The sequence below is a fragment of the Stenotrophomonas sp. PvP093 genome (assembly GCF_017876915.1).
Taxonomy (GTDB): Bacteria; Pseudomonadota; Gammaproteobacteria; order Xanthomonadales; family Xanthomonadaceae; genus Stenotrophomonas; species Stenotrophomonas muris.
Map to the genome: position 1 here is coordinate 3341119 of NZ_JAGIOX010000004.1, position 22557 is coordinate 3363675.

The 22557-nt window shown below is 64.8% G+C and carries 19 protein-coding genes and 1 pseudogene; 15 read left to right on the plus strand and 5 right to left on the minus strand.

Annotation, left to right across the window (positions count from 1 at the left end; translation table 11 throughout):
* The first annotated feature begins 24 nt into the window (after positions 1 to 24).
* The 5 genes from J3A72_RS18115 (at position 25) to map (ending at position 3546) form a co-directional block, all read left to right on the plus strand.
* The gene (locus tag J3A72_RS18115; protein ID WP_075076197.1) at positions 25 to 1089 is read left to right on the plus strand and encodes a GNAT family N-acetyltransferase; all 1065 of its coding nucleotides are present in this window, start codon (positions 25 to 27) and stop codon (positions 1087 to 1089) included.
* Between the two features lie 3 nt (positions 1090 to 1092).
* Positions 1093 to 1977 carry an arginase family protein gene (locus J3A72_RS18120; protein WP_046429619.1) on the plus strand — a complete coding sequence of 295 codons (885 nt, stop codon included), beginning with the start codon at positions 1093 to 1095 and terminating at the stop codon, positions 1975 to 1977.
* A 138-nt stretch (positions 1978 to 2115) separates the two neighbouring features.
* Positions 2116 to 2475: a VOC family protein gene (locus J3A72_RS18125; protein WP_014646423.1), complete on the plus strand. Its 360-nt coding sequence runs from the start codon at positions 2116 to 2118 to the stop codon at positions 2473 to 2475.
* A gap of 68 nt (positions 2476 to 2543) precedes the next feature.
* Positions 2544 to 2756, plus strand: coding sequence for a ParD-like family protein (locus J3A72_RS18130; protein WP_014646422.1), 213 nt, complete (start codon positions 2544 to 2546; stop codon positions 2754 to 2756).
* 7 nt (positions 2757 to 2763) lie between these two features.
* Entirely contained in the window at positions 2764 to 3546 is a 783-nt protein-coding gene (map, locus tag J3A72_RS18135) for a type I methionyl aminopeptidase (protein WP_075076216.1), read from the plus strand.
* On the opposite strand, the gene J3A72_RS18140 is transcribed toward map, so the two are convergent.
* Positions 3543 to 4157 carry a LysE/ArgO family amino acid transporter gene (locus tag J3A72_RS18140; RefSeq protein WP_014646420.1) on the minus strand — a complete coding sequence of 205 codons (615 nt, stop codon included), beginning with the start codon at positions 4155 to 4157 and terminating at the stop codon, positions 3543 to 3545. The two genes, map and J3A72_RS18140, sit on opposite strands and share 4 nt — an antisense overlap.
* 106 nt (positions 4158 to 4263) lie before the next feature.
* On the opposite strand from J3A72_RS18140, the gene J3A72_RS18145 reads away from it, so the two are divergent.
* The 5 genes from J3A72_RS18145 (at position 4264) to J3A72_RS18165 (ending at position 9938) form a co-directional block, all read left to right on the plus strand.
* Positions 4264 to 5157, plus strand: coding sequence for a LysR family transcriptional regulator ArgP (locus J3A72_RS18145; protein WP_046429615.1), 894 nt, complete (start codon positions 4264 to 4266; stop codon positions 5155 to 5157).
* Between the two features lie 78 nt (positions 5158 to 5235).
* Complete coding sequence (locus J3A72_RS18150) at positions 5236 to 6636, plus strand: TolC family protein (protein WP_075076196.1); 1401 nt, start codon at positions 5236 to 5238, stop codon at positions 6634 to 6636.
* On the plus strand, positions 6629 to 7642 hold the full coding sequence (locus J3A72_RS18155; protein WP_049419414.1) for an efflux RND transporter periplasmic adaptor subunit: 1014 nt from the start codon (positions 6629 to 6631) through the stop codon (positions 7640 to 7642). The genes J3A72_RS18150 and J3A72_RS18155 overlap by 8 nt, the downstream gene beginning before the upstream one ends.
* Positions 7627 to 8814, plus strand: a complete 1188-nt coding sequence (locus J3A72_RS18160) for an ABC transporter permease (RefSeq protein WP_075076195.1) — start codon at positions 7627 to 7629, stop codon at positions 8812 to 8814. The genes J3A72_RS18155 and J3A72_RS18160 overlap by 16 nt, the downstream gene beginning before the upstream one ends.
* The gene (locus tag J3A72_RS18165; protein WP_075076194.1) at positions 8811 to 9938 is read left to right on the plus strand and encodes an ABC transporter permease; all 1128 of its coding nucleotides are present in this window, start codon (positions 8811 to 8813) and stop codon (positions 9936 to 9938) included. The genes J3A72_RS18160 and J3A72_RS18165 overlap by 4 nt, the downstream gene beginning before the upstream one ends.
* A gap of 128 nt (positions 9939 to 10066) precedes the next feature.
* Here the strand turns inward: J3A72_RS18165 and J3A72_RS18170 are convergent, their stop codons facing one another.
* The 3 genes from J3A72_RS18170 to J3A72_RS18185 form a co-directional block, all read right to left on the minus strand.
* Positions 10067 to 10429, minus strand: coding sequence for a glycine zipper 2TM domain-containing protein (locus tag J3A72_RS18170; protein ID WP_014036423.1), 363 nt, complete (start codon positions 10427 to 10429; stop codon positions 10067 to 10069).
* Positions 10430 to 10601: 172 nt separating this feature from the next.
* Positions 10602 to 12824 (minus strand): methyl-accepting chemotaxis protein, encoded by a 2223-nt coding sequence (locus J3A72_RS18175; RefSeq protein WP_075076193.1) that lies wholly within the window; start codon positions 12822 to 12824, stop codon positions 10602 to 10604.
* A gap of 989 nt (positions 12825 to 13813) precedes the next feature.
* On the minus strand, positions 13814 to 14197 hold the full coding sequence (locus tag J3A72_RS18185) for a hypothetical protein (protein WP_140222882.1): 384 nt from the start codon (positions 14195 to 14197) through the stop codon (positions 13814 to 13816).
* A 496-nt stretch (positions 14198 to 14693) separates the two neighbouring features.
* Between J3A72_RS18185 and J3A72_RS18190 the strand changes: the two genes are divergently transcribed.
* From J3A72_RS18190 to J3A72_RS18210, 5 genes and pseudogenes are all read left to right on the plus strand, one after another.
* Positions 14694 to 15038, plus strand: a complete 345-nt coding sequence (locus J3A72_RS18190; protein ID WP_154806565.1) for a hypothetical protein — start codon at positions 14694 to 14696, stop codon at positions 15036 to 15038.
* A 206-nt stretch (positions 15039 to 15244) separates the two neighbouring features.
* A pseudogene (locus J3A72_RS18195) lies at positions 15245 to 15633 on the plus strand (ribonuclease inhibitor).
* Positions 15634 to 16227: 594 nt separating this feature from the next.
* Positions 16228 to 16983 carry a M15 family metallopeptidase gene (locus J3A72_RS18200; RefSeq protein ID WP_053091888.1) on the plus strand — a complete coding sequence of 252 codons (756 nt, stop codon included), beginning with the start codon at positions 16228 to 16230 and terminating at the stop codon, positions 16981 to 16983.
* 65 nt (positions 16984 to 17048) lie between these two features.
* Positions 17049 to 18740, plus strand: coding sequence for a YadA-like family protein (locus tag J3A72_RS18205; protein ID WP_160314184.1), 1692 nt, complete (start codon positions 17049 to 17051; stop codon positions 18738 to 18740).
* 131 nt (positions 18741 to 18871) lie between these two features.
* On the plus strand, positions 18872 to 19354 hold the full coding sequence (locus J3A72_RS18210) for a GIY-YIG nuclease family protein (protein ID WP_053090785.1): 483 nt from the start codon (positions 18872 to 18874) through the stop codon (positions 19352 to 19354).
* 161 nt (positions 19355 to 19515) lie between these two features.
* On the opposite strand, the gene mobF is transcribed toward J3A72_RS18210, so the two are convergent.
* On the minus strand, positions 19516 to 22506 hold the full coding sequence (gene mobF / locus J3A72_RS18215) for a MobF family relaxase (protein ID WP_209572065.1): 2991 nt from the start codon (positions 22504 to 22506) through the stop codon (positions 19516 to 19518).
* Positions 22507 to 22557: the final 51 nt, after the last annotated feature.

Here is a 22557-nt window from a genome sequence, read left to right on the forward strand (position 1 = left end):
GATGCGCTGCCGGTTCCCGTGCCGATGGAGATGACGTCACGCGCATCCAGCACCGCGCTGGAACCGGCCGCGCTGCTGGAGGGCTTCCTGGCCCACCCGCCGCTTGGATTCGAGGCAGGCCTGCTTCCCAGCGGCCTGCCGACCTTCCGTGCGCCGCTCGACCTGACCACCACGATGGACGACGACCTGCGCGGCAAGCTGCTTGGCTTGCCGCTGTCGCGCCTGTGGCGGCCCTGGATTACCTGGAAGACCCGCTTCGTCGGTGCCACCAGCACCGAGTACACCCCGTTGCCCGCGCACGTCGCACCAGAGGCATTGGCCGAGGACGTGACGCGTCAGGCGATCGGCGATACCCGGCTGCTGGTGGTCAAGGACCTGGCAATCGATTCGCCGCTGCTGGACGACGCGGCCAATGCACACAGCAGCGCCTTCCTGCAGGCGCTGCTGGCACGCGGCTTCGTCGAACTGGAAGGCATGCCGCTGGCCTGGGTGGCGATCGATTTCGATTCGATCGATGGCTATCTCGGACGCCTGTCGTCCTCGCGCCGCAAGAACATCCGGCGCAAGCTGCGCTCGCGCGATGGCCTGCAGATCGACTGCATCGCCACCGGCGATCCGGCCCTCGCCGACCCGCAACTGCAGGCCGAACTGTACACGCTGTACCTGGGCGTGTTCGCGCAGAGCGCGGTGCATTTCGACCAGCTCGACCTGCCCTACTTCCAACACCTGCTGGCCGACAGCCAGGGCCAGGGACGGATGTTCCTGTATCGCCACCAGGGCCAGTTGATCGGCTGGAACCTGTGCTACATCCACGCCGGAAAGCTGGTGGACAAGTACATCGGCCTGGCCTACCCGCAATCACGCGAGCACAACCTGTATGCGGTCAGCTGGATGCACAACCTCGAGTACGCGCTGCTGCACGGCCTGAGCCACTACGTGGCCGGCTGGACCGACTCGCGGATCAAGGCCGAACTGGGCGCCCGCTTCACCTCCACCCGGCACGCGATCCACGCCCGCTCCCCGCTGCTGCGCGCTGCCCTGCGCAAGCTGGCACCGTACCTGCAGGGCGAACCTGATGGAGGCGGTTGAACGATGTCGTCGCGTTTTCCGCTGATCCTGGACCTGGACGGTGGCGTACTGCCGCTGCCACAGGCGCAGACCCTGGCGCTGCCGCAGTGGCACGATCCGCTGCGCTTCGCCTGCAGCACTTCAACCCTGGACCGTTTCGCCGCTGAAGTGCTGGCACCGCTGCCGGCCCAGCTCGGCACGGTGATGCTCGGCAGTGGCGACTTCCACCACCTCAGCCTGCCGCTGCTGCGTCGCATGCGCGCGCACCAGCCGTTCCAGCTGGTGGTGCTGGACAACCATCCGGACAACATGCGTTTCCCGTTCGGCATGCACTGCGGGTCGTGGGTGAACGCGGCCAGCAAGCTGCCGCAGATCTCGCACATCCATGTGCTCGGCATCACCTCCAGTGACATCGGCCTGGGCCACGCCTGGGAGAACCATTGGCGCCCGCTGATGGGCGGGCGCCTGACTTACTGGTGCATGGATGTGGACGTGGGCTGGGGCCACCGCCTCGGCAGCGGCCGTGCATTCCGACGGTTCGAGCACCCGGAGGCACTGGTTGCCGCGTTCGCCGCCGAGCAGGCCAAGTCGCCGCAACCGACCTACCTGTCGATCGACAAGGATGTGTTCGCCGAGGACGTCGCCCGCAGCAACTGGGACCAGGGCCGCTTCCAGCTGGAACACGCGCTGGTGGTGATCGAAGCGCTGCGCGCCGGCGGCCTGGTCGGCAGCGACATCACCGGCGAAGTGTCGCTGGCCAATTACCAGAGCCGCTTCAAGCGCTGGCTGTCGTCGCTGGATGGTCAACCTGACGTCAGCGCCGAGGATCTGCCGATGTGGCAGGCACGGCACCAGCAGGTGAATCGCGAACTGCTGGCGGCGATGGCCGCCGTGCCGACCGCCTGCTGACCGCGCCGGTCGTGCCGGCCGCTGGCCGGCGTGGCTTCGGTAGTGCCGGCCGCTGGCCGGCAACCTCATCGTTCCCAGGCTCGCCGGGATGCCGGCCAGCGGCCGGCACTACACTGGACTCCCGCCCCGGAGCCTGCGATGCCCCAGACCGTCATCCCGCAACTGCGCATGCGCCATGCCGACACCACCCTGCCGTTCTACGTGCAGGGGCTGGGTTTCGTGGTCGACTGGGAACACCGCTTCGAACCCGGCTTCCCGCTGTTCGCCCAGCTCACCCGCGACGGCCAGACGATCTTCCTCACCGAACACAGCGGCGACTGCGAGGTCGGCGGCGCAGTGTACTTCATCGTTGAAGACGTCGACGCCCTGCACCGCGCCTTCAGTGCCGCCAACGTACCGATCGAGCAGCCACCGCACGACACCGGATGGGGCAGCCGCGAGATGCTCCTGCGTGACCCGGACGGCAACCGACTGCGCTTTGCCACCCACGTGGACTGAACGATGCGGGCTTGAGGCGGATATACGGAACATATATGCTTCATATATCCATTCCGCCAGGACCGCCCATGGGCATCGTCAACATCGATGACACCCTGCACGACCAGCTGCGCCGTGCCTGCACCGTCTCCAGCCGTTCGATCAACGCCCAGGCCACCTTCTGGATCCGGGTCGGCATGCTGTGCGAGATGAACCCCACGCTGAGCTTCCAGGACATCGTCGCCAGCGAACTGCGGGCAGCCGGGGTGCAGCCGCAGGCGCTGGCGCCCGGGCGGGCCTGACATGACGATGATCAAGCAGCCGCACGAAATCGCGTTGCTGTCCGAATCCGGGCGCCTGCTGGCGCAGGTATTCGCCGCGCTCGACCAGCTGCCGCTGCAGGGACGCAGCACGATGGAGATCAACGACTTCGTCGAGCGCATGATCGTCGATGAGCTGCAGGCGCGGCCGGCCAGCAAGGGCCAGTACGGCTTCCCGTATGTGCTCAACACCTCGATCGACAACGTGGTCTGCCACGGCGTTCCCAGCACCACCGACGTGCTGCGCAATGGCCAGATCGTCAACCTCGACATCACCCTGGAGAAGAACGGCTACATCGCCGACTCCAGCACCACCTACCTGGTCGGTGAGGTCGACTACGCCGCGCGCAGGCTGGTGCAGGCCACCTACCAGGCGATGTGGAAAGGCATCGCTGCGGTGCGCCCGGGAGCGCGCCTGGGCGATATCGGCCACGCCATCGCCCGCCACGCGCGCAGCCACGGCTACAGCGTGGTGAAGGAATACTGCGGCCATGGCATCGGCCAGCAGATGCACGAGGAACCGCAGATCCTGCATTACGGCCATCCCAACACCGGCATGGTGCTGGAAGAAGGCATGGTGTTCACCATCGAGCCAATGCTCAACCAGGGCAAGCCGGCCATCCGTCAGCAGCCGGACCAATGGCCGGTCTACACCCGCGACGGCAGGCTGTCGGCGCAGTTCGAGCACACCGTGGCGGTCACCCGCAGCGGCGTGCGCGTGCTGACCCTGCGCCCCGGCGAAACCCCGCAGTGCGCGGTGGACGCGGCCTAGAGCGGGCGCAACAGCAGCAGCGTGGCGAGGCAGGACATGAAGACCGCCACGGCGGCATCCAGCACCCGCCAGGCGCCCGGCCTGCGGAACACCGGCTGCAACAGGCGCGCGCCATAGCCCAGCGTGCAGAACCAGGCCACGCTGGCGGCGCAGGCACCGGCGGCGAACGCCCAGCGCAGGTCACCGGGGTAGCGCGTGGACAGACTGCCCAGCAGCACCACCGTATCCAGATAGACGTGCGGGTTGAGCAGCGTGAACGCCAGGCAGGTCAGCAGTACCTGCCGTCCGCTGCCGCCCTGCGCCTCGGCGGCGGCCAGGGCACTGCCACCGCGCCACGCGCGCAGCCCCGCCCGCAGGCCATACCAGAACAGGAAGGCCGCACCACCGAAGCGCAGCACCTGCAGCAGCAGCGGCCACTGCAGCACCAGCGCGCCCATGCCGCCAACGCCAGCAAGGATCAGCGCGATATCCGCGCCGGCGCAGGCCAGCACTACCGTCCCCACATTGCGCTGCTGCAGGCCCTGGCGCAGCACGAAGGCATTCTGCGCGCCGATGGCGATGATCAGGCCGGCACCTGCGAACAGGCCGGCGGCGGTAGCGGCAATCCACATCGGGACAGGCCAGGCAGCGAGGGGACGCGCAGGGTGCGGCCAACAGCCTTGATTAGACAAACTGATTTTTCTTTATCCTGTGCAGGAAAACTGAAGAGGCACCGGCATGGACCTGGTACACCCGCAACTGGCCGCGTTTGCCGCGGTGCTGGAGGAAGGCAGCTTCGAGGCTGCGGCACGCCGCCTGTCGATCAGCCCGTCAGCACTGTCGCAGCGGATCAAAGCCCTGGAGGACAGGCTCGGGCAGGTACTGGTGGTGCGCCAGGCACCCTGCCGGCCGACCGCCGCGGGTGAAGCGCTGCTGCGCCGGGTGCGACCGATGCAGGCGCTGGAGGCCGAGGCATTGGCCGAGCTGCTACCCGAGCGTGGCAGCGACGCTGCGCGCACGCCGATCCCCCTGGCGGTCAACGATGACTCGCTTGATACCTGGTTCGTACCGGCCATCGCCGACCTGCACCAGCGCCACGGCTATCTGTTCGACCTGCGCATGGACGACCAGGACCACACCCTGCAGCTGCTGCGCGATGGCAGCGTGCTCGGCGCGGTCACCGCCGAAAGCCAACCGGTGAAGGGATGCAACGTGCACCCGCTCGGCGCGATGCGCTACCACGCCATCGCCTCGCCCGGCTTCGCCCGCCAGTACTTCCGCGATGGCATGCAGGCCGCAACCCTGGCGCACGCACCGATGCTGGTGTTCAACCGCAAAGATGAACTGCAGTGGCGCTTCGTGCGGCGCCTGACCCGCGCGCGGCTGCAGCCGCCGCTACACTACCTGCCCTCCTCCACCGGTTTCGTCGAAGCCGCCGCGTGCGGACTCGGCTGGGGCATGGCTCCGGAAACCCTGGTCGCGCCCGCCGTGCGCGCCGGCCGCGTGGTGGTACTGGAACCCCGCCGCTGGCTCGATGTGCCGCTGTACTGGCAGCATGCCGCCGTGCGCTCAAGCACGCTGCAGCACATCACCCAGGCGCTGCGCACTGCGGCCAGAGGCACCCTTCGTTGAGGACAAACCGATGATCGCAGACCCGGGCTTCACGCTGCACGCACTACCGTTTGCGCACTTCTTCACTACTGGGACGGCATGGGCGTGATCGGCCGACGCACAAGGATGCACCGCGCGAAGGCCGCGCTGGCGCTGGCAGCCTGCCTGCCATTCGCTGCCGACGCGCAGCCCACCAGCAACGCACCGGCATTGGACTGGGAACAGGCACGGCAACGCCTGGAGCAGGTCTCCGATGCGTTGGCCGCTGCCGACGCCGCCGTGCGCAACAAGCAGGACCTGCAGGACGCGACCCGCCTGCTGCGCCTGCCGGAGATCACCGGCGAAGTGCGCCGGCTGCAGTTCCAGAAGACGCTCACCCTGCCCCTGGGTTCGCTGGCTCCGGTGGCCGAGGCCTTTGGCATCGACTCGCCGCTGTCGTTCACCGAACGCGACTGGCGTACCCGCCCGGTGGTGACTGCAGTACTGCCGCTGTACACCGGCGGCGTGATTCCGGCCGCGCAACGTGCGGCCAGTGCCGCCCACGAACAGGCCAGCGCCGAGCGCGAAGCACAACGCCAATCGCTGACCGTGCAGCTGGCCCAGGCCTATTTCGGCCAGCGCCTGGCCGAGCAGGCGGTGGACGTGCGCCGCGATGTGCGCGATGGCCTCAACCGCCACCTGTCCGACGCAGAGAAGCTGGAACGCGAGGGCTTCGCCACCCGCGCGCAGCGCCTGCAGGCCACCGTGGCCCGCGACAAGGCCGAGCGCGAATACCAGAAGACAGTGAACGACCTGGCCACGCTGAAGGCCGCACTGGCCACGCTGCTGCGCAGTGGCGGCGAGGTGCAGCCGGTGTCGCCGCTGTTCGTGCAGCGCGTGCCACTGGAACCGGTGGCCAGCTTCGAACGCACCGCGCAGGCGCGGCAGCCGCAGATCGCGCGCCTGCGGGCGATGGTGGCGCAGGCCGAACAGGGCGTGCGCGTGCAGCAGGCCAAGCTGAAACCACAGATCTTCGCCTTCGGCCAGTACGACTTCCGTCGCCGCGACGAGATGCTGACCGATCCGGACTGGGCGTTCGGCATCGGCCTGAAGTACACCTTCCTGTCGCCGAACTCGCGGCCGGCGCAGATCAGCGCCGCGCGTGCGCAGCAGGACCAGGCCGAAGCGGGCCTGCGCGAGGCCGAGAACCAGGTCGCACTGGGTGTGCGCAAGGCCTGGAACGAGCTGGAAACCGCACGCCAGCAGTACGTGCTGCTCGACAGCAGCATTGCCCAGGCACAGGAAAACCTGCGCCTGCAGGAGCTGGCGTTCCGCGAAGGCCAGGCGACTTCGCTGGATGTGATCGACGCGCGGCTCGGCCTGGGTGGCGCCCGCGTCGAGCGCGCACAGGCCGCCTACCAATACGATATTGCGCTGGCACAGTTGCTGGAGATCAGTGGACAGATGGACCGTTTCGAAGAGTTCCGGCGGCGGGCGGACGAGGTGATCGACCATGAGTGATGTGCTGCACGACGATGCGACGACGCCCCCGGGCAAGCGCCGGTTGGGACCGATCCTGGTAGTGGTGCTGCTGGTCGTGGTGGTGCTCGGCCTGTGGCTGGCCTGGCGCAGCCCGGCCGACCAGATCCAGGGCATGGCCGATGCGGACACGATCAACGTGGCCGCCAAGATCACCGCGCGCGTGGCCGAACTGAAGGTGCGCGAGGGCGACCGCGTGCAGGCCGGGCAGGTGCTGTTCCTGCTCGACAGCCCCGAAGTGGCCGCCAAGGAACAGCAGGCGCACGGCGCTTTGGCCGCCGCACAGGCAGTGGCCGACAAGGCCGACGAAGGCGCGCGCAGCGAAGACATCCGCGCCGCCGAAGCGAACTGGAAGCGGGCCGAAGCCGGTGCGACGCTGGCTGAAGCCACTTACCAGCGCGTGCAGAACCTGTTCAACGAAGGGGTGATGACCCGGCAGAAGCGTGATGAAGCGCATGCCCAGGCCACCAGTTCGCGTGAACTGGCCCGTGCCGCGCGCGCGCAGTACGACATGGCCCTGGCCGGCGCGCGCGAGCAGGACAAGCGTGCCGCGCAGGGCCAGGTGCAACAGGCACAGGGCGCGGTGGCCGAGGTCAACGCCGCGCGTGTCGAAGTGGAAGGGCGCGCGCCGGTCGCCGGCGAAATCAACAAGCGCATGGCCGACCCCGGCGAACTGGTGCCGGCCGGCTACCCGGTGTTCACCTTGGTCGACATCGACCGCATGTGGGTCGCCATGAACCTGCGCGAATCGCAGATGCAGGGCCTGAAGGTCGGCAGCAAGCTGCAGGGCAGCGTGCCGGCGCTCGGCCTGGACGGCGAATTCGAGGTCTACTTCATCAATCCGGCCGGCGACTATGCAACCTGGCGTACCACCCGCCAGTCGTCCGGCTACGACGTCCGCAGCTTCGAGGTGCGGGTGCGCCCGGTACGCCGCATCGAGGGCTTCCGCCCCGGCATGAGCGTGCTGTTCGCATGGCCCCAGCACTGAGCCCCGGCCGCGGCGGCTTCGCCGCCAGCTGGCGGCGCGAGCTGCAGTCGCTGCGCGGCAACCGCGCCGACCTGCTGCTGGTCACCGTGCTGCCGCTGCTGATGCTGGTGGTGATGGCGTGGATGTTCACGCCTTCGGTGATGCGCGACATCCCGATCGCGGTGGTCGACCTCGACCACAGCAGTGACAGCCGCCTGCTGCTGCGCATGCTCGATGCCAGCCCCGGCGTGCGCGTCGCCAGCCAGCCGGTGGACCTGGAAGACGCACGTTCGCAGCTGCGTCGGCTGGATGTGTTCGCCATCGTACTGGTGCCGCGCGATGTCACCCGGCAGGCGTTGCGTGGACGCCAGGGCACGGTGTTTGCCTATTACAACGCCACCTACATGACCACCGGCCAGTCGGCGTCGCGCGACATCGGCGACGCGGTTTCCGCATGGAACGCGCGCCTGCTGCGCGAGCGCATCGGCCTGCAGGTCGGCCCGGGCAAGCTGCGCGCGGCACCCATCGCGGTGCAGTCGGACATTCTGTACAACCCGGCACGCAGCTACGAGCTGTTCCTGCTGCCGTTGATCTTCCCGGCGGTATTGTCGCTGGTACTGGCACTTGCAGTGGCCGGCAGTCTTGGCCGCGAGATCCGCGACGGCACCCTGCCCGCCTGGCTGGGCCGCGCGCCGTGGGCGGCGATTGCCGGCAAGGTCGCGCCGTACATCCTGCTGTTCTCGGTGTATGGCGCGCTCGGCATCGGCTACCTGGCCTGGCTGCGTGGCGATGGCGTGGCCGGCAGCGTATTCCTGCTGCTGCTCGCACAGCCGCTGTTCTACCTTGCCACGGCCGCCTACGCATTGTTCTTCGTCGGCGTCACCCGCGACATGGGTACCGCGCTGTCCGCAGTCGGCCTCAGCATCGGCACCGCGTTGGCCTTCTCCAGCGCCACCTTCCCGGTGCTGGACGGCCCTCTGTTCACCCGTATCTGGCATCAACTGCTGCCCCTCAGCGCCTACATCAAGCTGCAGACCCAGCAGCAGTTCATCGGTTCGCCGCTGCAGGTTTCGGTGTGGCCGCTGGCCACGCTGTTGTTGATGGCGGTGGTGGCAGGAGGCGTCGGCGGCCTGCGCCTGATCGCCTTTGCGCGCACACCTGCCGCCGCACAGCCCGCAGGGGCCGACGCATGAGCGCACTCTGGCGCAGCCTGCGGCAGACCCTGATGGCAGTGCTCTGCGACCGCTACGCGATCGTGGTGATGGTCGGGGCGGTGATTCTGTACTCGTTCTTCTATCCAGCCGCCTACCGGCACCAGGTGGCCGGCAACCTGCCGGTGCTGGTGGTGGACGAAGACCACAGCGCCACCAGCCGCGAGCTGCTGCGCAAGCTCGACGCACTGCGCGTTGCGCGTGTGGTCGGTCAACCCGCGGACGTCGACAGCGCACGCCGGCAGCTGGAAGCCGGCCATGCCGAGGGGATCGTCGTGATCCCGTCCAATCTGGAGCGCGACATCCTGCGCGGCCACCCGGCCAAGCTGGTACTGCTTGGCAACGGTGCCTACCTGGGCCGCGCCAGCTGGGTGCTGGGCAGCGTGGCTGACGCGCTGGGTGCGTTCGGGCGTGATGCCGTGGTCGGCCAGGCCGCCTTCATGGGCGCACCGCAGGCACCGCCGGTCACGCTTGTGCAGCGCCCCCTGTACAACACGCAGGAAGGCTATGGCAGCGCCATCGTTCCCGGCGTGGCCGAGCTGATCGTGCACCAGACGCTGCTGATGGGCATCGGCGTCCTGCTCGGCGGCCGCCGCCTCGCGCTCGGCCGGCGCCTGCGCTTCGACCTGCCGACCCTGGCCGGCATGGCACTGGGCTTCGGCCTGATCGGCCTGTTCGGTTTGTTCTGGTATGCCGGGTTCACTGCCTGGGTGCAGGACTATCCACGCGGAGGCAACCCGCTGGGCCAGCTGCTGGGTGGCACGCTTTTCATCGCGGCGACGGTGGCCTTCGGCCTGTTCGTCGGCAGCTTCTTCCGCACCCGCGAACGCGCCTTCCAGTACATCATCGCCACCTCGATCCCGCTGTTCTTCCTCGCCAACCTGTCGTGGCCCTCGGTGATGACGCCACAACCGCTGGTCTGGCTGGCGCAGCTGCTGCCGACCACCTCCGGCATCAACCTGATGGTGCGCCTGAACCAGATGGACGCCAGCCTGGCCGAAGTCTGCCACGAACTGATCACCCTCACCGTCCTGCTGCTGCTCTACGGCAGCCTCGCCACCTGGCGCCTCCTCGCAAAAAAGGGGACGGAGGGGATTAAGTCGTAAGCGGCCGGTTGGGGGATTACGACTTAATCCCCTCCGTCCCCTTTTCCTGCAATGAAGAACGCCGGCGCGAGGCCGGCGTTCGAGTACTGCGATGTGGAAGGGGAAAAACGGGGGCCGTCGGCGATCGATCAGCGATAGACGCGTTCGCAGCGGCGCTCGACCACGCGGTCGCCGTTCTTCTGCTGGCTGTTGCCCTGGATCTGGCGGCCCGCCGCACCACCGGCAACAGCACCGGCCACGGTAGCGAGCTTCTTGCCATTGCCGCCGCCCACCTGGTTGCCCAGCAGGCCGCCGATCACCGCGCCAGTGGCCGTACCGGCGATGCGGTTCGGATCGCGCGAGTTGCGCTGCACTTCCACGTTCTTGCAGACCACGCGGCTGCCATCGTTGAATCGGCGTCCCTCATCGCGCGGACCATAGGTCTGCGCGCCGGCCACCGACGAAGCCGCCAGCAGGGTGCCCAGCACAAGCAATCGGGTCGAGGTCTTCATGGCGATCTCCTAGGTTCCGGTATGGCGCAAGTGTCCTCCCGCGGCTGGCAACCGGAAGTGAAATGCGCGTGTCCGCGGCCTCATCGGCCATCGCGCGTTCAGGAAGAAAATCCGCGCCCATCACGATCAGCCAGCGTGATGGGCGCCGTCTCCTTGCCGGCATTGCCCTCTGCTAGAACTCTTCCCACCCCCCGGCATTGGCCGCCAGTGTCGGCTCGATGCGCGGCGACAGCGTTGCCGCCCTGCGCACCGGGGTGACCTTCGCGGCCACCGCAGCCAGGGCCGGACGCACGGCTGCAGCCGCCGTTACCGCGCCGGTGCGGAACACCGAAACCGCCTCGGCCAGCAGGTTCGCCTGCTCCTCCATGGAACGCGCCGCAGCACTGGCCTCTTCCACCAGTGCCGCATTCTGCTGCGTGGTCTCGTCCATCTGCACCACCGCCTGGTTCACCTGTTCGATGCCCGAGCTCTGCTCCTGCGAGGCCGCAGAGATATCGGCCATGATGTCGGTCACGCGCTGCACGGAAGCAACGATCTCGCCCATCGTGGTGCCTGCCTGTCGGACCAGGGCCGATCCATCGGCGACCTTGCCAACCGAATCCTCGATCAGCCCCTTGATCTCCTTGGCCGCACCGGCCGAGCGCTGTGCCAGCGTGCGCACCTCACTGGCCACCACCGCAAAGCCCCTGCCCTGCTCGCCGGCACGCGCGGCTTCCACCGCCGCGTTCAACGCCAGGATGTTGGTCTGGAAGGCAATGCCATCGATGACCGAGATGATCTCGGCGATCTTCTTCGACGAGGCCTCGATGGCCGACATCGTGGTGACCACCTGGCCGACCACCTCGCCGCCCTGCGAGGCGACACCGTGCGCACCGATGGCGAGCTGGTTGGCCTGGCGGGCGTGCTCGGCGTTCTGCTTCACGGTGGAGGTCAGTTCCTCCATCGACGCCGCCGTCTCTTCCAGGTTCGCCGCCTGCTGCTCGGTGCGCCGCGACAGATCGGTGTTGCCCGAGGCGATCTCGCCTGCCGCCAGGTTGATGCTGGACGCGCTGGACTGGATGCGGCCGACAATCTGCTTGAGCTGATCGACGGTGGCATTGCAGTCATCGCGCATGCGGGCGAACACGCCGTGGAAGTCGCCCTGCATGCGCACGGTGAGGTCACCGCGCGAGATCGCCTGCAGCAGGGTCGACACCTGCACCAGGTTCTCGTCGGTGGTCTGCATCAGGCGATTGAGCCCGGCCACCATGTCGCGGAAATCGTAGGCGAAGCGATCTTCATCGCCGCGCAGGCTGAAGTCGCCCGCCGCCGCGGCCGTCGCCAGCCGGCGGATCTCGCTGTTGATCGCCGACAGGCTGGCCTTGGTCTCGTCCATTGCCTGGGTGATCGCCGCCTTCTCGCCCGGCAGCGGATCCATGTCCACCGACAGGTCGCCACGGGCGTAATGCTTCATCACCTCGATCAACCGATTCTGTACCTGCACGTGTGAGCCGACCAGCGCATTCGTCTCGTGCACCATGCGCCCGTAGTCGCCGGGGAAGGCACTCTCGTCCATGCGATAGCTGAGGCTGCCCGCATCGTGCTGGCGGGCCAGCTCGCCCTGCGCCGCCATCACCGACTGCAACTGCGCCTGCATGCGCTGCATCGACCTGAGCAGCTGCGTGACCTCATCGTTGCCGGAGGCGTCAATGCTGCTGTCCAGCCGCCCATTGGCGATGCCGTCGGCCAGCTTCACCGCGCCTTCCAGCGGGCGGGTCAGGCTGCGGGTGATGGCCCACGCGGCCAGCGAGCCCAGTACCAGGCTCAACACGCCGAACACGATCGACAGCGTGCCGGTCCAGGATTCGGTTGAACGGTATTCCTCGCGGCTGCGCTCGGTCAGTGTCTCCTGATGCCGCAGCAGGGTCGAGATCGCTTCGTTCCACGCGGTTGCCAGCCCCTGCTCGGCAAGCAGTTCCTTGGCCGCGCCGTCGAAATCCCCGGCCTTCATGCGCTCGTGAAGATGCCGGGTGGAGGCGTCGGTGGCCTTGCGTGCCGCGTCGATTTTCGCCACCAGGGTATCGCCGGTCGCGTCGCGCGGAATCCTGATGTACCTGGCCCAGATACCGTCGTAGGTCTGCGACAGCTCCTGCGCCTTCTGATAATCCCTGTCAAAATCCTCGCCGCGCTTGATCACCATCAGCCGTCGGTGCATCAACAGCGCGTTGTTGGTATCCAGCATGTCGTTCAACAGCCGCATCTTCACCATGTTGACGTCCACCACTTTCTCGAACTGGGCGGACTTCAGGTGATTTCCGTACAGCGCCAGGCCAACGATGGCCACGATGAACAGCAGCAGCAATCCAAACCCGGCACCCAGCCGGGATCCCACTCGGAGGTTGCGTAAGGCGAGCATCTCAATTCCCTTGATCATGGCCGTACGATCGATGGCGGCGCAGCGCAGGGAAACTTTATGGTCGGAGATTATTATATCGATCCAAATATATGGAACTGTGCATACAGGCATGAAACGCGCCGGGACCAGCAATCGCGATGTCTTCCGGGTATATCGGAATGACGAGGGGCTGGTGATATCGCAAGCAATTCACGAAACCGGCTGTGGCAACCGCATTTCGATGAGTCAATCAACAGAATGCTCGATGCCACGGGGATGCCACGGACACTGCCGCACCGGCATCAGGCATTTCAGCTCCAGCTGCCGCCTTCAGGTGAGATCCAGACCCATCCAAACGGCGCATCCGAAAAGAACCAGAATCCGTGCTCATCGAGATCCTGCCGATCTCTTGCGGCCGGCCATGCGCGGCGAAGCGTACCCAAATACTCATTAACATGCCCATCGGCGAAGACGCCTTGTGAAGCAAGCTTCAGCTAGCCTTCCACCATCAGCATCTGCACCATCGAAAAGAACGCTTCCGTCTGCTGCTCGAAGGTGACGCAGAGCAACGCTACCCCTGTTCCACCTGGAGAACACCAGAAACAGGTCTCGCACGCAGTGGACGACATGCCCCTCGCCATGGTGGACGCAGCTCCCTCCTTTTGCATCAGACGCCACGGCATCGAATGATCCGCGGGTGCGCTGCTCACTGCCCCTTCCAAGACAGCCAAAATCACCTTCCAACCAAGCGGCGATCTCCCCGGCACCGGATCCTTGACCGTATGTCACGGGGTCTGAATCGGCAACCCGTTCATCTCATGAGACCACATGCCTGTCGCCGTCCCAGCATGGAGAGAAGACCGCGTTCATGACCATGTCACTCAACCCCGAAAAACAGTGCCTTCATCGGCACCAGCCGTCGCGAAGCCCTTTCCCGCTCCTCACGGATGGTCGCAAACCTGTTTGAGGAGCGAGCGAACACGCTTCCAGCATAGCGTCTCGCACCGGACTCAGGCATCGGTGACACGCAGAGGGCCGCGCTCGGCATCCGTGAAGAATCGGGTATCCATATCCTGAGCGGGCTCCATGCCTCCGTATACAGTTTCCGCTCCACTCAGCATTTTCAACTGCAGAAAATGCCGTTGCAGTTCGGACATCGCTGCACCGACATCCACCCAATCCATATCGAATGAAAAATCGATGCTTACCCTTCCTTCAAAGCCAAGGACACGAATCAACAGCGTAGGAATACGGAGGACTGCTCCGACCCTGAGACCCTTGACTGTGTAGATCACGCATGAGCTGCACGCGACTTCATCGGAACTTTCTGCAGACCGCTCGCCAGCCGCCATCGACTCGCCCTCCAGTTCAGTCCACGAAACGGACTCGGCCATGTGGCCGATCCCCTCCAGTACTGTGGGTACGCGCCCCCTTGGAACGTCCTCCATGACAATTTCAAACGCGTCTCTCATTGACTGTCCTCTTCAGTTGCCGGTTACAGCCGATCAGGTCCAACCGCCCCGGCTCACATTGCGGAGCCATCCGGCGATCTTGCAGAGACACAATCACCAGTACTCACGGATGTTCATCCAGAACATTGCGGAGCTGCTCATCCACGCTCCATCGATCCGGGCGTAACTTTGGCTCAGCCCATCGAGCCCCGTCTGCCAACCATTGCCTCCTGTATTCCAGACAGGAGGCACTGTTGCAATCCTGATAGCCGTGCTGCACCCCACAGCAAGGGCACAGCTCAAAATCGGGGGTTCTACCATCCTCACCCCACGGCGGCATGTCAGACATGTAGCCACAGACTCGGCAACCCGCTTCATTCCGCATGTGAGCAGCCTGAACCTGATGGACATCCGGGCGCCGCCAAAACCGTCCTGAACGTTGAAAGACACATTGAGTCAAAGCCCAACATCAAACGTCAGCGCCGAAATAGAACAGCACGCACTCCCTTTCATCCTGCCCAACCAAGCTTATGGGGAGAACGGTATCACCCCCATCAACCGAGATCTCCACGTGCATGTCCAGATCATCAAAGGTCATGAGCTCATCAATCAAACCTCTGGTCGTCTTGCCACGAACCACCCAGGAAGGCTCACTCAAAATCCACCCCCATCACTTTCAAATTCAAATCAAATGCACCAACCCGGGCATCTCGACTATCCAGCAGGTTACCTTGGGCAAAAAGAAAACCAGACGGCTTCACATTCGTCGCAGACAAAAATCTGAAGACCCCCTGCTTGACGTGAGCCTCAAGTGCTTCACCTTGCTTACAACGTGGACAGATCACCCAACACCCCACCGCACAGGATCCGCACATAGTACGATTTCCATGCGTAGACCCATGCCATGGTCAGGCGCTCCCGGACCACTCCCGGTGCTGATAGCTTTATTGAGGGTCAGCAGAGTGCCGCCGGCACCGCTACAGTGGGCGCATGTCGCTCATCCTGCAGATCGAAGGCTGTACCATTCACGACATCCCCAGCCTGTACGCGGAGATCAACCGCGTGTTCATGGCCGGCGAGGACTGGCAGCTCGGGCCAAGCCTGGACGCCCTGGATGATCTGCTGCATGGCGTCCATGGCGTGTCGGCCATGAGCGGGCCACGGTGATCTGGAGTGATATCGAGCACAGCCGCGCCGCACTGGGACGAACTACCACATGCCAGTGGCTGCAGTCCAAGCTGGAAGCCCCGGGCACCTTCAACACGCGGACCATTGCGCGCCAGCTGGACGCCCTGCAACGGGGCGAGGGCCCAACCTACTTCGAGATCGTGATGGATATCTTCGCCAGCCACCGGCAGATCACTCTGGTCCCGGCCTGACCCCGTGGCTGTGCGGTACCCGCCTGCCACCGGTGGCGGCAGCCCTGTGCCCCAGCAGTTACCATGGACGGCCCTGTACCCGCCCCGTTGCCGCTGCCCTCCGGCGCGAACGGACGCCCCGGATTCACGAGCCCCATGTCCAAAGAAAAGTCCGCCGAACACACCCCGCTGATGAAGCATCATTAGCGTCTGTTCATTTTCGAGCGCGAAAGCCTTGCTGGGCAAGGCCCGGACAGCCAGGCCAATACTCTGACCTGACCGCCGCAACACTATCGCAACAACTCTTCCCTCTTACTTACGCGCTGTGCGGCCACCCGTCATCCCCAGGCCCAGTCACCGGCATCCGCCTTGACCGCCCAATGCCACGCGCCTTCTGCCCCTGTCACGCGATCGGCAATCGGTTTGACTTCTTGCCCTTGTGTGTGCTATGGCTTGCAACGGGGCAGGGTTTCTTACTCTTTTTCCCTGCCTCATTAAGCCCCCGAGCTGCAGGCCTCCTCCCCCGGTCGTTCGGGGGCTTTTTTTAGCTCGCTTGCGCTTTCCTGAAAATCCACTACCCCTGAAAGCATCTATCTACCTTTCTGGGAGGAAAGCATGCAACCGCGCTTTACCATCGCCGTCGTTCTGGCTTGCCTGACACTGGCTGGGTGTTCGACCGTTCAACCCAAACCCAAGCCCAGCAGCCCCTGGGTTTTCCAAACCCCGAAGCCGCACGGCGCCATTTACCGATTCTTCCATCCGAAAAACGAACGGATGTGGAAGGGGGTTTCCCCAGCGCTGCGGGAAAAGGTGGAAGCCGTCCAGGCCCAGCTGGCCGCGGAAGGGTTTGATGTGCGGCCCGTGGAAGGGTATCGAAGCCCCGAGCGCCAGGCGGCCCTGCTTGCCTCCGGGTCTGGCGTGACCAGCGTTGGGGCATTCTCCAGCTGCCACAACTTCGGACTGGCCTTGGATGCCGCCGTGTTCATCAATGGGGAGCCCAGCTGGAACTTGGACGATGCCCATGTGATGGCCGGCTATCAACGCTTTGGGGAGCTGGCGGAGATCGTGGGGCTGAACTGGGGCGGCCGATGGACCAGCCCGAAAGACTATCCGCACGTCGAGCTGAAAGCCGAGTGCGGCCAAGCCAAGTGGGCCTACCGGCAGGGGCGCAAGCCGGGCGCGTTTCCTTCGGTGACCGGGGAGCCCTCTTCGGAAGTGCTGGCCCGTGCGCTGGCACCGGCTTGGTGCCCTGCGGGGATGGAAACGGCGTGCTTGGCCTGGGGCAATGAAAACCGGATGGCCTGGAACTGGTTCGCGCCGGCACGGGTTTGCTTTGCGACCTTTCCTAACACCTTGAAAAAGATCGGATGATCACCTTGCGGAAATGAAATCGCCTGCTATGGATGAAGTATCAATCCATACTCGGGAGGGTTTTCATGTCTTCGCTTCGCGCATCCATCTTAACGGCTTTGATGGGGGCCTCGTTGTTTGCCTCCCCATCGTTTGCTCAAACCGCCACGGGAACCGGGGCCACGGCTTCGGAACCCAACTCGACGGCGACCGGGGAATACGCCCAAGCCTCAGCCCCGAATGCCACTGCAACGGGGGCCTATGCCAATGCCTCCGGGAACGGGGCCATCGCCACGGGCGTTCAAGCCAACGCCTCCGCAGACAACGCGGTGGCGTCGGGCACGAATGCCCAAGCGTCCGGTGCGAACTCCATTGCGACGGGCCAAGCCGCGAATGCCGCGGCAGCGAGGACTGTTGCCATCGGCACTTTGAGTTTTGCTGGTGGCGAAGATGCGGTAGCCGTTGGACAACAAGCCGTCGCGACCGGTGTTAAATCGTTGGCTCAAGGGGTGCAGGCGCAAGCCAGTGGGGATCTTTCCATGTCCTTTGGCTATTCCAGCCGTTCGCGGGGCAATGCATCGATTGCTCAAGGCCACTTGGCAGAGGCAAACGCTGACCATGCCGTCGCCATAGGCACCTCTGCCGTTGCCGATGCATTTCAGTCACTTGCGTTAGGCGTTGGGGCTGAAGCACGCGGGCAAGACTGCGTTGCCCTGGGCTCACATAGCCGCTGCTGGGCCAGTGACGAAGTCAGCGTGGGATCCACGTATGAGGACGGGGGCCAGAGCACCCGCCGAATCACGAACGTTCGAGCCGGCACCTCAGACACCGACGTCGCAAACCTCGGACAGGTCCGTCAGGCGGCCCAAGCGCTGGGCGGCGGTGCCACGTTCGTCAACGGCAACTTTATCGCGCCCATCTATCAGTTCCGCAGCGGTGCCACGCATCAAACCGTGGGAGCCGCATTGGACGATCTGGACGGACGCGTGACTTCGCTCGAGCAAAACCCAGGCAGCGGCTCTGGCACGCCAGGCCCGCGCGGCGCGGATGGGTTGAGCGCTTACGAGGTGGCCTTGGCCAACGGCTTCCAAGGGAATGAACAAGATTGGCTGGCAAGCCTGAAAGGGGAGCCAGGGGTCCAAGGGCCTGCCGGCACCGATGGGGTGGATGGAACCGCCGGGACCGGCGCGGGCTGGACTGTAAGGGCGGGCAAGAACGTCGAGGTGACCGACAACACGGACGGCACCCAAACCGTGGCGGTCAGCGACAACGTGCAGTTGTCCGAGCAGGGCTCTGTCCAGGTCGGCCAGACCACGGTCAACGCCCAAGGCGTGACGATTCAAGGCGGCCCTTCGGTGACGACTGCGGGCGTCAACGCGGGCAATCAGCGCGTGACCAGCGTGGCTCCGGGGCGCATCGAACGCGGGTCCACGGATGCTGTGAACGGTGGGCAGGTCTACGAAATGCAGCAGGTGTGGGATGACCGCTGGGTCGATACGGACCGCCGCCTTCGGCACCAGGATCGCCGCATCAACGGCTTGGGCGCGCAACTCGGCGCGATGAGCCAGATGGCCACCGCTGCGGCGCAGAACGGGGGCACGGCCGTTGGCCAGGTGAACCTGAACGTGGGCGTGGGATTCTCGGGGGGCAGTGCTGCAATGGCCGTGGGCTGGGGTGCTCGGGTGTCTGAAAAGGTCAGCGTCTCGGCGGGCCTGTCCTTCGGCTCTGGCAACAAGCCGGTAGCCGGCTTCGGGTTGAGCATCAACTTGGGGCGCTAAACGATTGCGTGGTGGAAAAGGAGGTGATCGTATCTCGGCAAGGGCCCTTCGGGGCCCTTGTTCGTGCCATGACTTGACGAATCGGTTCTTTCTTTTATGGGTATGTAGGTATACCCATCGATGGAGGACCCTTGAACTGGAAACGCAATCAGAAATACCTGCCCCGCCCACGCCATCTCTACGGGTTGTTCTTTGACAACGGGTGCTGCTACGTGGGGCAGACCGTCGATTTAAAGCAACGCGAGCAGCAGCACCGCAGTGCTCGTGGGGGCTGGCAGGGACGCCGATTCTCGTTCGTCCCGCTGTCGAGCATGACGGGCACCCAGGCCGATGCCGAGGCTCACGAATACGCGTGGCGCTACAAGGCCTTTCAGAAAGGCTGGCGGATCTACAGCAAGCCACCGGGCATTCTTATTCGCGATCCCAGCAGGCGCACCACGGGTTACATGAAGTCCTTGGCGGCGGGGTATGCGTGGCCCGAGGCGGTTCCGCGCCGCTCGGCGGGGGCTCCGTCGTCCCTGGCTTGGGGGTTCTTCAAATGGCTGTTCCTCTACCCCTTCCTTTTCGGCGTGGCGGTGATGGTGCTGCAGGCTGTGGTCATGGCCGCCCTGTAAAGCAAGGGCCCCGGCGGAAGCCGCGGGCTGCCCTGCCGCACCCTCCATGCGCTTTTGACGTTGCTTTGGTGTCAAAAAGAACGCGGCCAGTGGCCGCGCCTCAAAGCAAAAGCGGTGTGGAGAGAAAAGCACATGGGCGGCATGGCCGCCCAGCCTGCTGCTCACAACGAGAAGCCCTGCCTGTGTTTCGGGGACTGCGCTGGCAGCTTGGGAGAGGCCTTTCGCGCCCGCCGCAACGGCTCCAGCACTTCCAGCAGCCAACGGGCCTTGCGCTCGCCCTCGCTCATCTGCGGTTTTGGGCGTTCCGCGTGCTCCTTCAGCAGTGCGTCGAGCTTGCCCTGGATGCGCGTTCGCTGAGCGGCTGGGCGTTGAGTGTTGGGGCGTGCAACCGCCCCAAGGCCCTGGACAACCGGCCGTTGCGGATCGTCTTTCAGTCCCGCGTCGAGCACGGTCTCTTTGAGGCGTTCCAGCCCCAGGCGTTCGCTCAACCGCTCCACGTCATCGGACGTCGCATACATGCGGTAGGAACCCTTCGTGAGTCGGGTGTAGGCCACCAGGGCGCTGTGGGCGTCGAGCATGCCCAGGTTCGCCAGGTGGTAGATCTCCCGCTTACCTTGGCCCTGGCTCTTGTGAACCGTCCCGGCATAGGAATGCGTCAGTGCTTTCATTTCGAAGCTGTTGAACGTCAATCGCCGGCCATCGGCCTTGGTCTCCGAGCGAATGGAAACGCTGATGTCGTAGCCGCCCGCCCTTGAGGGCTTGATGTTCTCCACCACCGCCTGCGTGCCATTGATGACCCCCAGGTCCTTGTTCTTCGCGGTGAAGACGATCTGATCGCCTTTGGACAACGCCAAGTCGAACTTGCGCCCCTTGTCCCGGGCCTCGATCACCACTTCGTCCTGGCCCAGCTCTCCCCGTTCTTTCAACCCAGCCCGGATGCCCGCATTGAGCGCGGCCACGTCTGCACGGGTGTGGGCGATGACCAACTTCTCCTGCATCGGGGTTGGGTCTTCGAAGTATTCGTGCAGCAAGCGCTCGCGGGAGTCCTTCTCCGTGGCCGTTTCGCGGATGGTGCCGAGCAACCGGGCCTTGATTTCGTTGCCCTTGTCGAGGGTCTGCGCCCGGGAACGGCTGGCCTTTTTCAGATCGATGATCTGGCCGCTTTCGTCCGTGGCGTAGAACGACAACGCGGTTTCTCGGTCTTCCTGTTTGCCCTGGCGTCGGATCTCCGTGAGTTTGGCATCACCCACCGCGCTCTTGGTCAACTGAAAGCCGGACCCAGCTCCGATGGGCTGAAGCTGTTCCACGTCGCCCTGCATGATGACCTTCGCCCCCGCCTTGGCGGCGTAGCTGAAAAGCTTGTGGGTGTTGCGCGCATCGACCATGCCTGCCTCATCCACCACAATGACGTCCGTCTTGCGGAACTGCATCTTTCCTTTGTCCAGGTCATGGAGCATCTGCGCCATGCTCACGCTGGACATGCCGCTTTCCGCCTCCAGCTTCTCGGCCGCGGCGTTGGAAACGCAGACGCCCAGCAACTCGAATCCTTGGGTTTCGTAAGCTGCCCGAAAACACTCACTGATCGTCGTTTTACCGGTTCCGGCGAGCCCAGAAAGATTGACCACGCCCCCGCTGCCCTGGGTGATGTGGTCCAGCGCGTGGCGCTGCTCCTTGGAGAGCTGAAAGCCCTTGGCCTTCTCGTAGTCTTCCACCACCCGGTCCACGTCGGCCTGGGGCACGTGGTGATGGGTTTCCTTGGCTCGCTCAATCGCGAAGGCCACCACCTCCTGCTCGATCTGGAGCATCCACGGGGCGCAGTAGCGCTCCTGGGTATGCCGCCTTGCCAGCGAGTCGCCCTTGTCGTCGTCGTGCAGGCGCATGGGGTTGACCAGCACCAGGCCGTGCTCCTTCTTGAACGCTTCAACCAAGCTGTAGAGCTCTGGCACGGTGACGCTGCCGGCGTATTCCTGGCCCAAGACCTCCAGGAGATTGTGGTCGCAGAAAATGGCGTCCGTCTGGTGGAGCCGCTCCAGCAGTTCTGCCGGGGATTTTTGCTCCATTTCGTGCGCGTTGCCCTTGGCTTGCTTCAAGCTTGCCGTGGATACGTCGAAGTCTTTCAGCGTGTCCTGCCAGTGCGCGATCAGCTCGTGGTAGGGCGGCTCGTCCTTGTCTTTGCGCGTGGCCAACGTGGCCTGCTGATTAGACACGTTGTGCTTGGCTGCGTAGGCCAGGATTTCCTTGCGGCGGTTGCCGTAGCGATCCGTCACCTCCTCGTCCAGACCCGCGATCCGAGCGTAGACGCGCCCGGTTTCCTGGCCGTCGTCGTCCGGTTCACGGATTCGGTCCACCCCATAGCCCAGCGCCTTCATGCCCTGGTAGAGCTCGGTCTTGTAGACCTCATCCATCGCTTTGCGGTAGCGGTAGATTTCTTCAGCAGAGAGGCTGGCCTCTTCGCCGTCATTGCCCAGCGAGAGGTTGTAGAGCAGGTTGTGGGTGTGGAGGTTCGGGCCCATCTCCCCGGTCGCTTCATCGGCTCGGGAGGCGTAGTGGTGATGGCTGCTCCAGATCAACCCATCCACCCCAATGACGTCTTTCCCGGCCTTGTTGCGCCGGGTTTCGGACATGGCTTCAAAGGCTTCCATCGCCCGCTGGACCGCGTTGCGGTGCGCGGCATGGATGGCCTCTTGCTCTGCCGGATCGGACGCCAGTGCAAACGCCACGCTGATATCCAGCGGCGCGCTGATCGTCATGTCGTAGCCGATGCGATGGCCACCGGCCAGATACGTGACCACCTTGCCGTCTTTGTCGCGCAACGGGGCCTTGCCGGTCTTATCAAAGCGGACTTTGACCTGGCCGCGATCCCCGGCTCCGTGGCATAGCGCTCGCCCGGTCTTGGGGTCAAATCCATCCGTCAGCGGAATCATCAGCTCTTCCGTGGCGCGGACGCCTGCCAGACCCAGGTGCTGGGCCAAGCCGCCATAGAACTTCGATTGCGCCTCTTTGCTCGGCGCGGAGCGGCTGTAGTAACCCACGGCCATGCTTGCCTGCTCGGCTTCTTCAGAGAGCTTTTCCTGGGCCAAGAGGTAGTAAATCGACGCGGAACCACCCTTGGTCCCCCCGGCGTTTCGCTTCAGCAGTGTGGCGTTGATCATGAGTTCTCCAGGTTCTGGGTATCCCTTCAGATCTACCAAAACCCAGCGACT

Bases quoted from the DNA above. Each gene is read 5' to 3' on its own strand.
- J3A72_RS18175 (WP_075076193.1), bottom strand. From the start codon at position 12,824: ATGCTCGCCTTACGCAACCTCCGAGTGGGATCCCGGCTGGGTGCCGGG.
- J3A72_RS18165 (WP_075076194.1), top strand. From the start codon at position 8,811: ATGAGCGCACTCTGGCGCAGCCTGCGGCAGACCCTGATGGCAGTGCTC.
- J3A72_RS18185 (WP_140222882.1), bottom strand. From the start codon at position 14,197: ATGGCCGAGTCCGTTTCGTGGACTGAACTGGAGGGCGAGTCGATGGCG.
- J3A72_RS18160 (WP_075076195.1), top strand. From the start codon at position 7,627: ATGGCCCCAGCACTGAGCCCCGGCCGCGGCGGCTTCGCCGCCAGCTGG.
- J3A72_RS18170 (WP_014036423.1), bottom strand. From the start codon at position 10,429: ATGAAGACCTCGACCCGATTGCTTGTGCTGGGCACCCTGCTGGCGGCT.
- J3A72_RS18120 (WP_046429619.1), top strand. From the start codon at position 1,093: ATGTCGTCGCGTTTTCCGCTGATCCTGGACCTGGACGGTGGCGTACTG.
- J3A72_RS18200 (WP_053091888.1), top strand. From the start codon at position 16,228: ATGCAACCGCGCTTTACCATCGCCGTCGTTCTGGCTTGCCTGACACTG.
- J3A72_RS18115 (WP_075076197.1), top strand. From the start codon at position 25: ATGGAGATGACGTCACGCGCATCCAGCACCGCGCTGGAACCGGCCGCG.
- J3A72_RS18140 (WP_014646420.1), bottom strand. From the start codon at position 4,157: ATGTGGATTGCCGCTACCGCCGCCGGCCTGTTCGCAGGTGCCGGCCTG.
- J3A72_RS18130 (WP_014646422.1), top strand. From the start codon at position 2,544: ATGGGCATCGTCAACATCGATGACACCCTGCACGACCAGCTGCGCCGT.
- J3A72_RS18155 (WP_049419414.1), top strand. From the start codon at position 6,629: ATGAGTGATGTGCTGCACGACGATGCGACGACGCCCCCGGGCAAGCGC.
- map (WP_075076216.1), top strand. From the start codon at position 2,764: ATGATCAAGCAGCCGCACGAAATCGCGTTGCTGTCCGAATCCGGGCGC.
- mobF (WP_209572065.1), bottom strand. From the start codon at position 22,506: ATGATCAACGCCACACTGCTGAAGCGAAACGCCGGGGGGACCAAGGGT.
- J3A72_RS18205 (WP_160314184.1), top strand. From the start codon at position 17,049: ATGTCTTCGCTTCGCGCATCCATCTTAACGGCTTTGATGGGGGCCTCG.
- J3A72_RS18125 (WP_014646423.1), top strand. From the start codon at position 2,116: ATGCCCCAGACCGTCATCCCGCAACTGCGCATGCGCCATGCCGACACC.
- J3A72_RS18145 (WP_046429615.1), top strand. From the start codon at position 4,264: ATGGACCTGGTACACCCGCAACTGGCCGCGTTTGCCGCGGTGCTGGAG.
- J3A72_RS18150 (WP_075076196.1), top strand. From the start codon at position 5,236: ATGGGCGTGATCGGCCGACGCACAAGGATGCACCGCGCGAAGGCCGCG.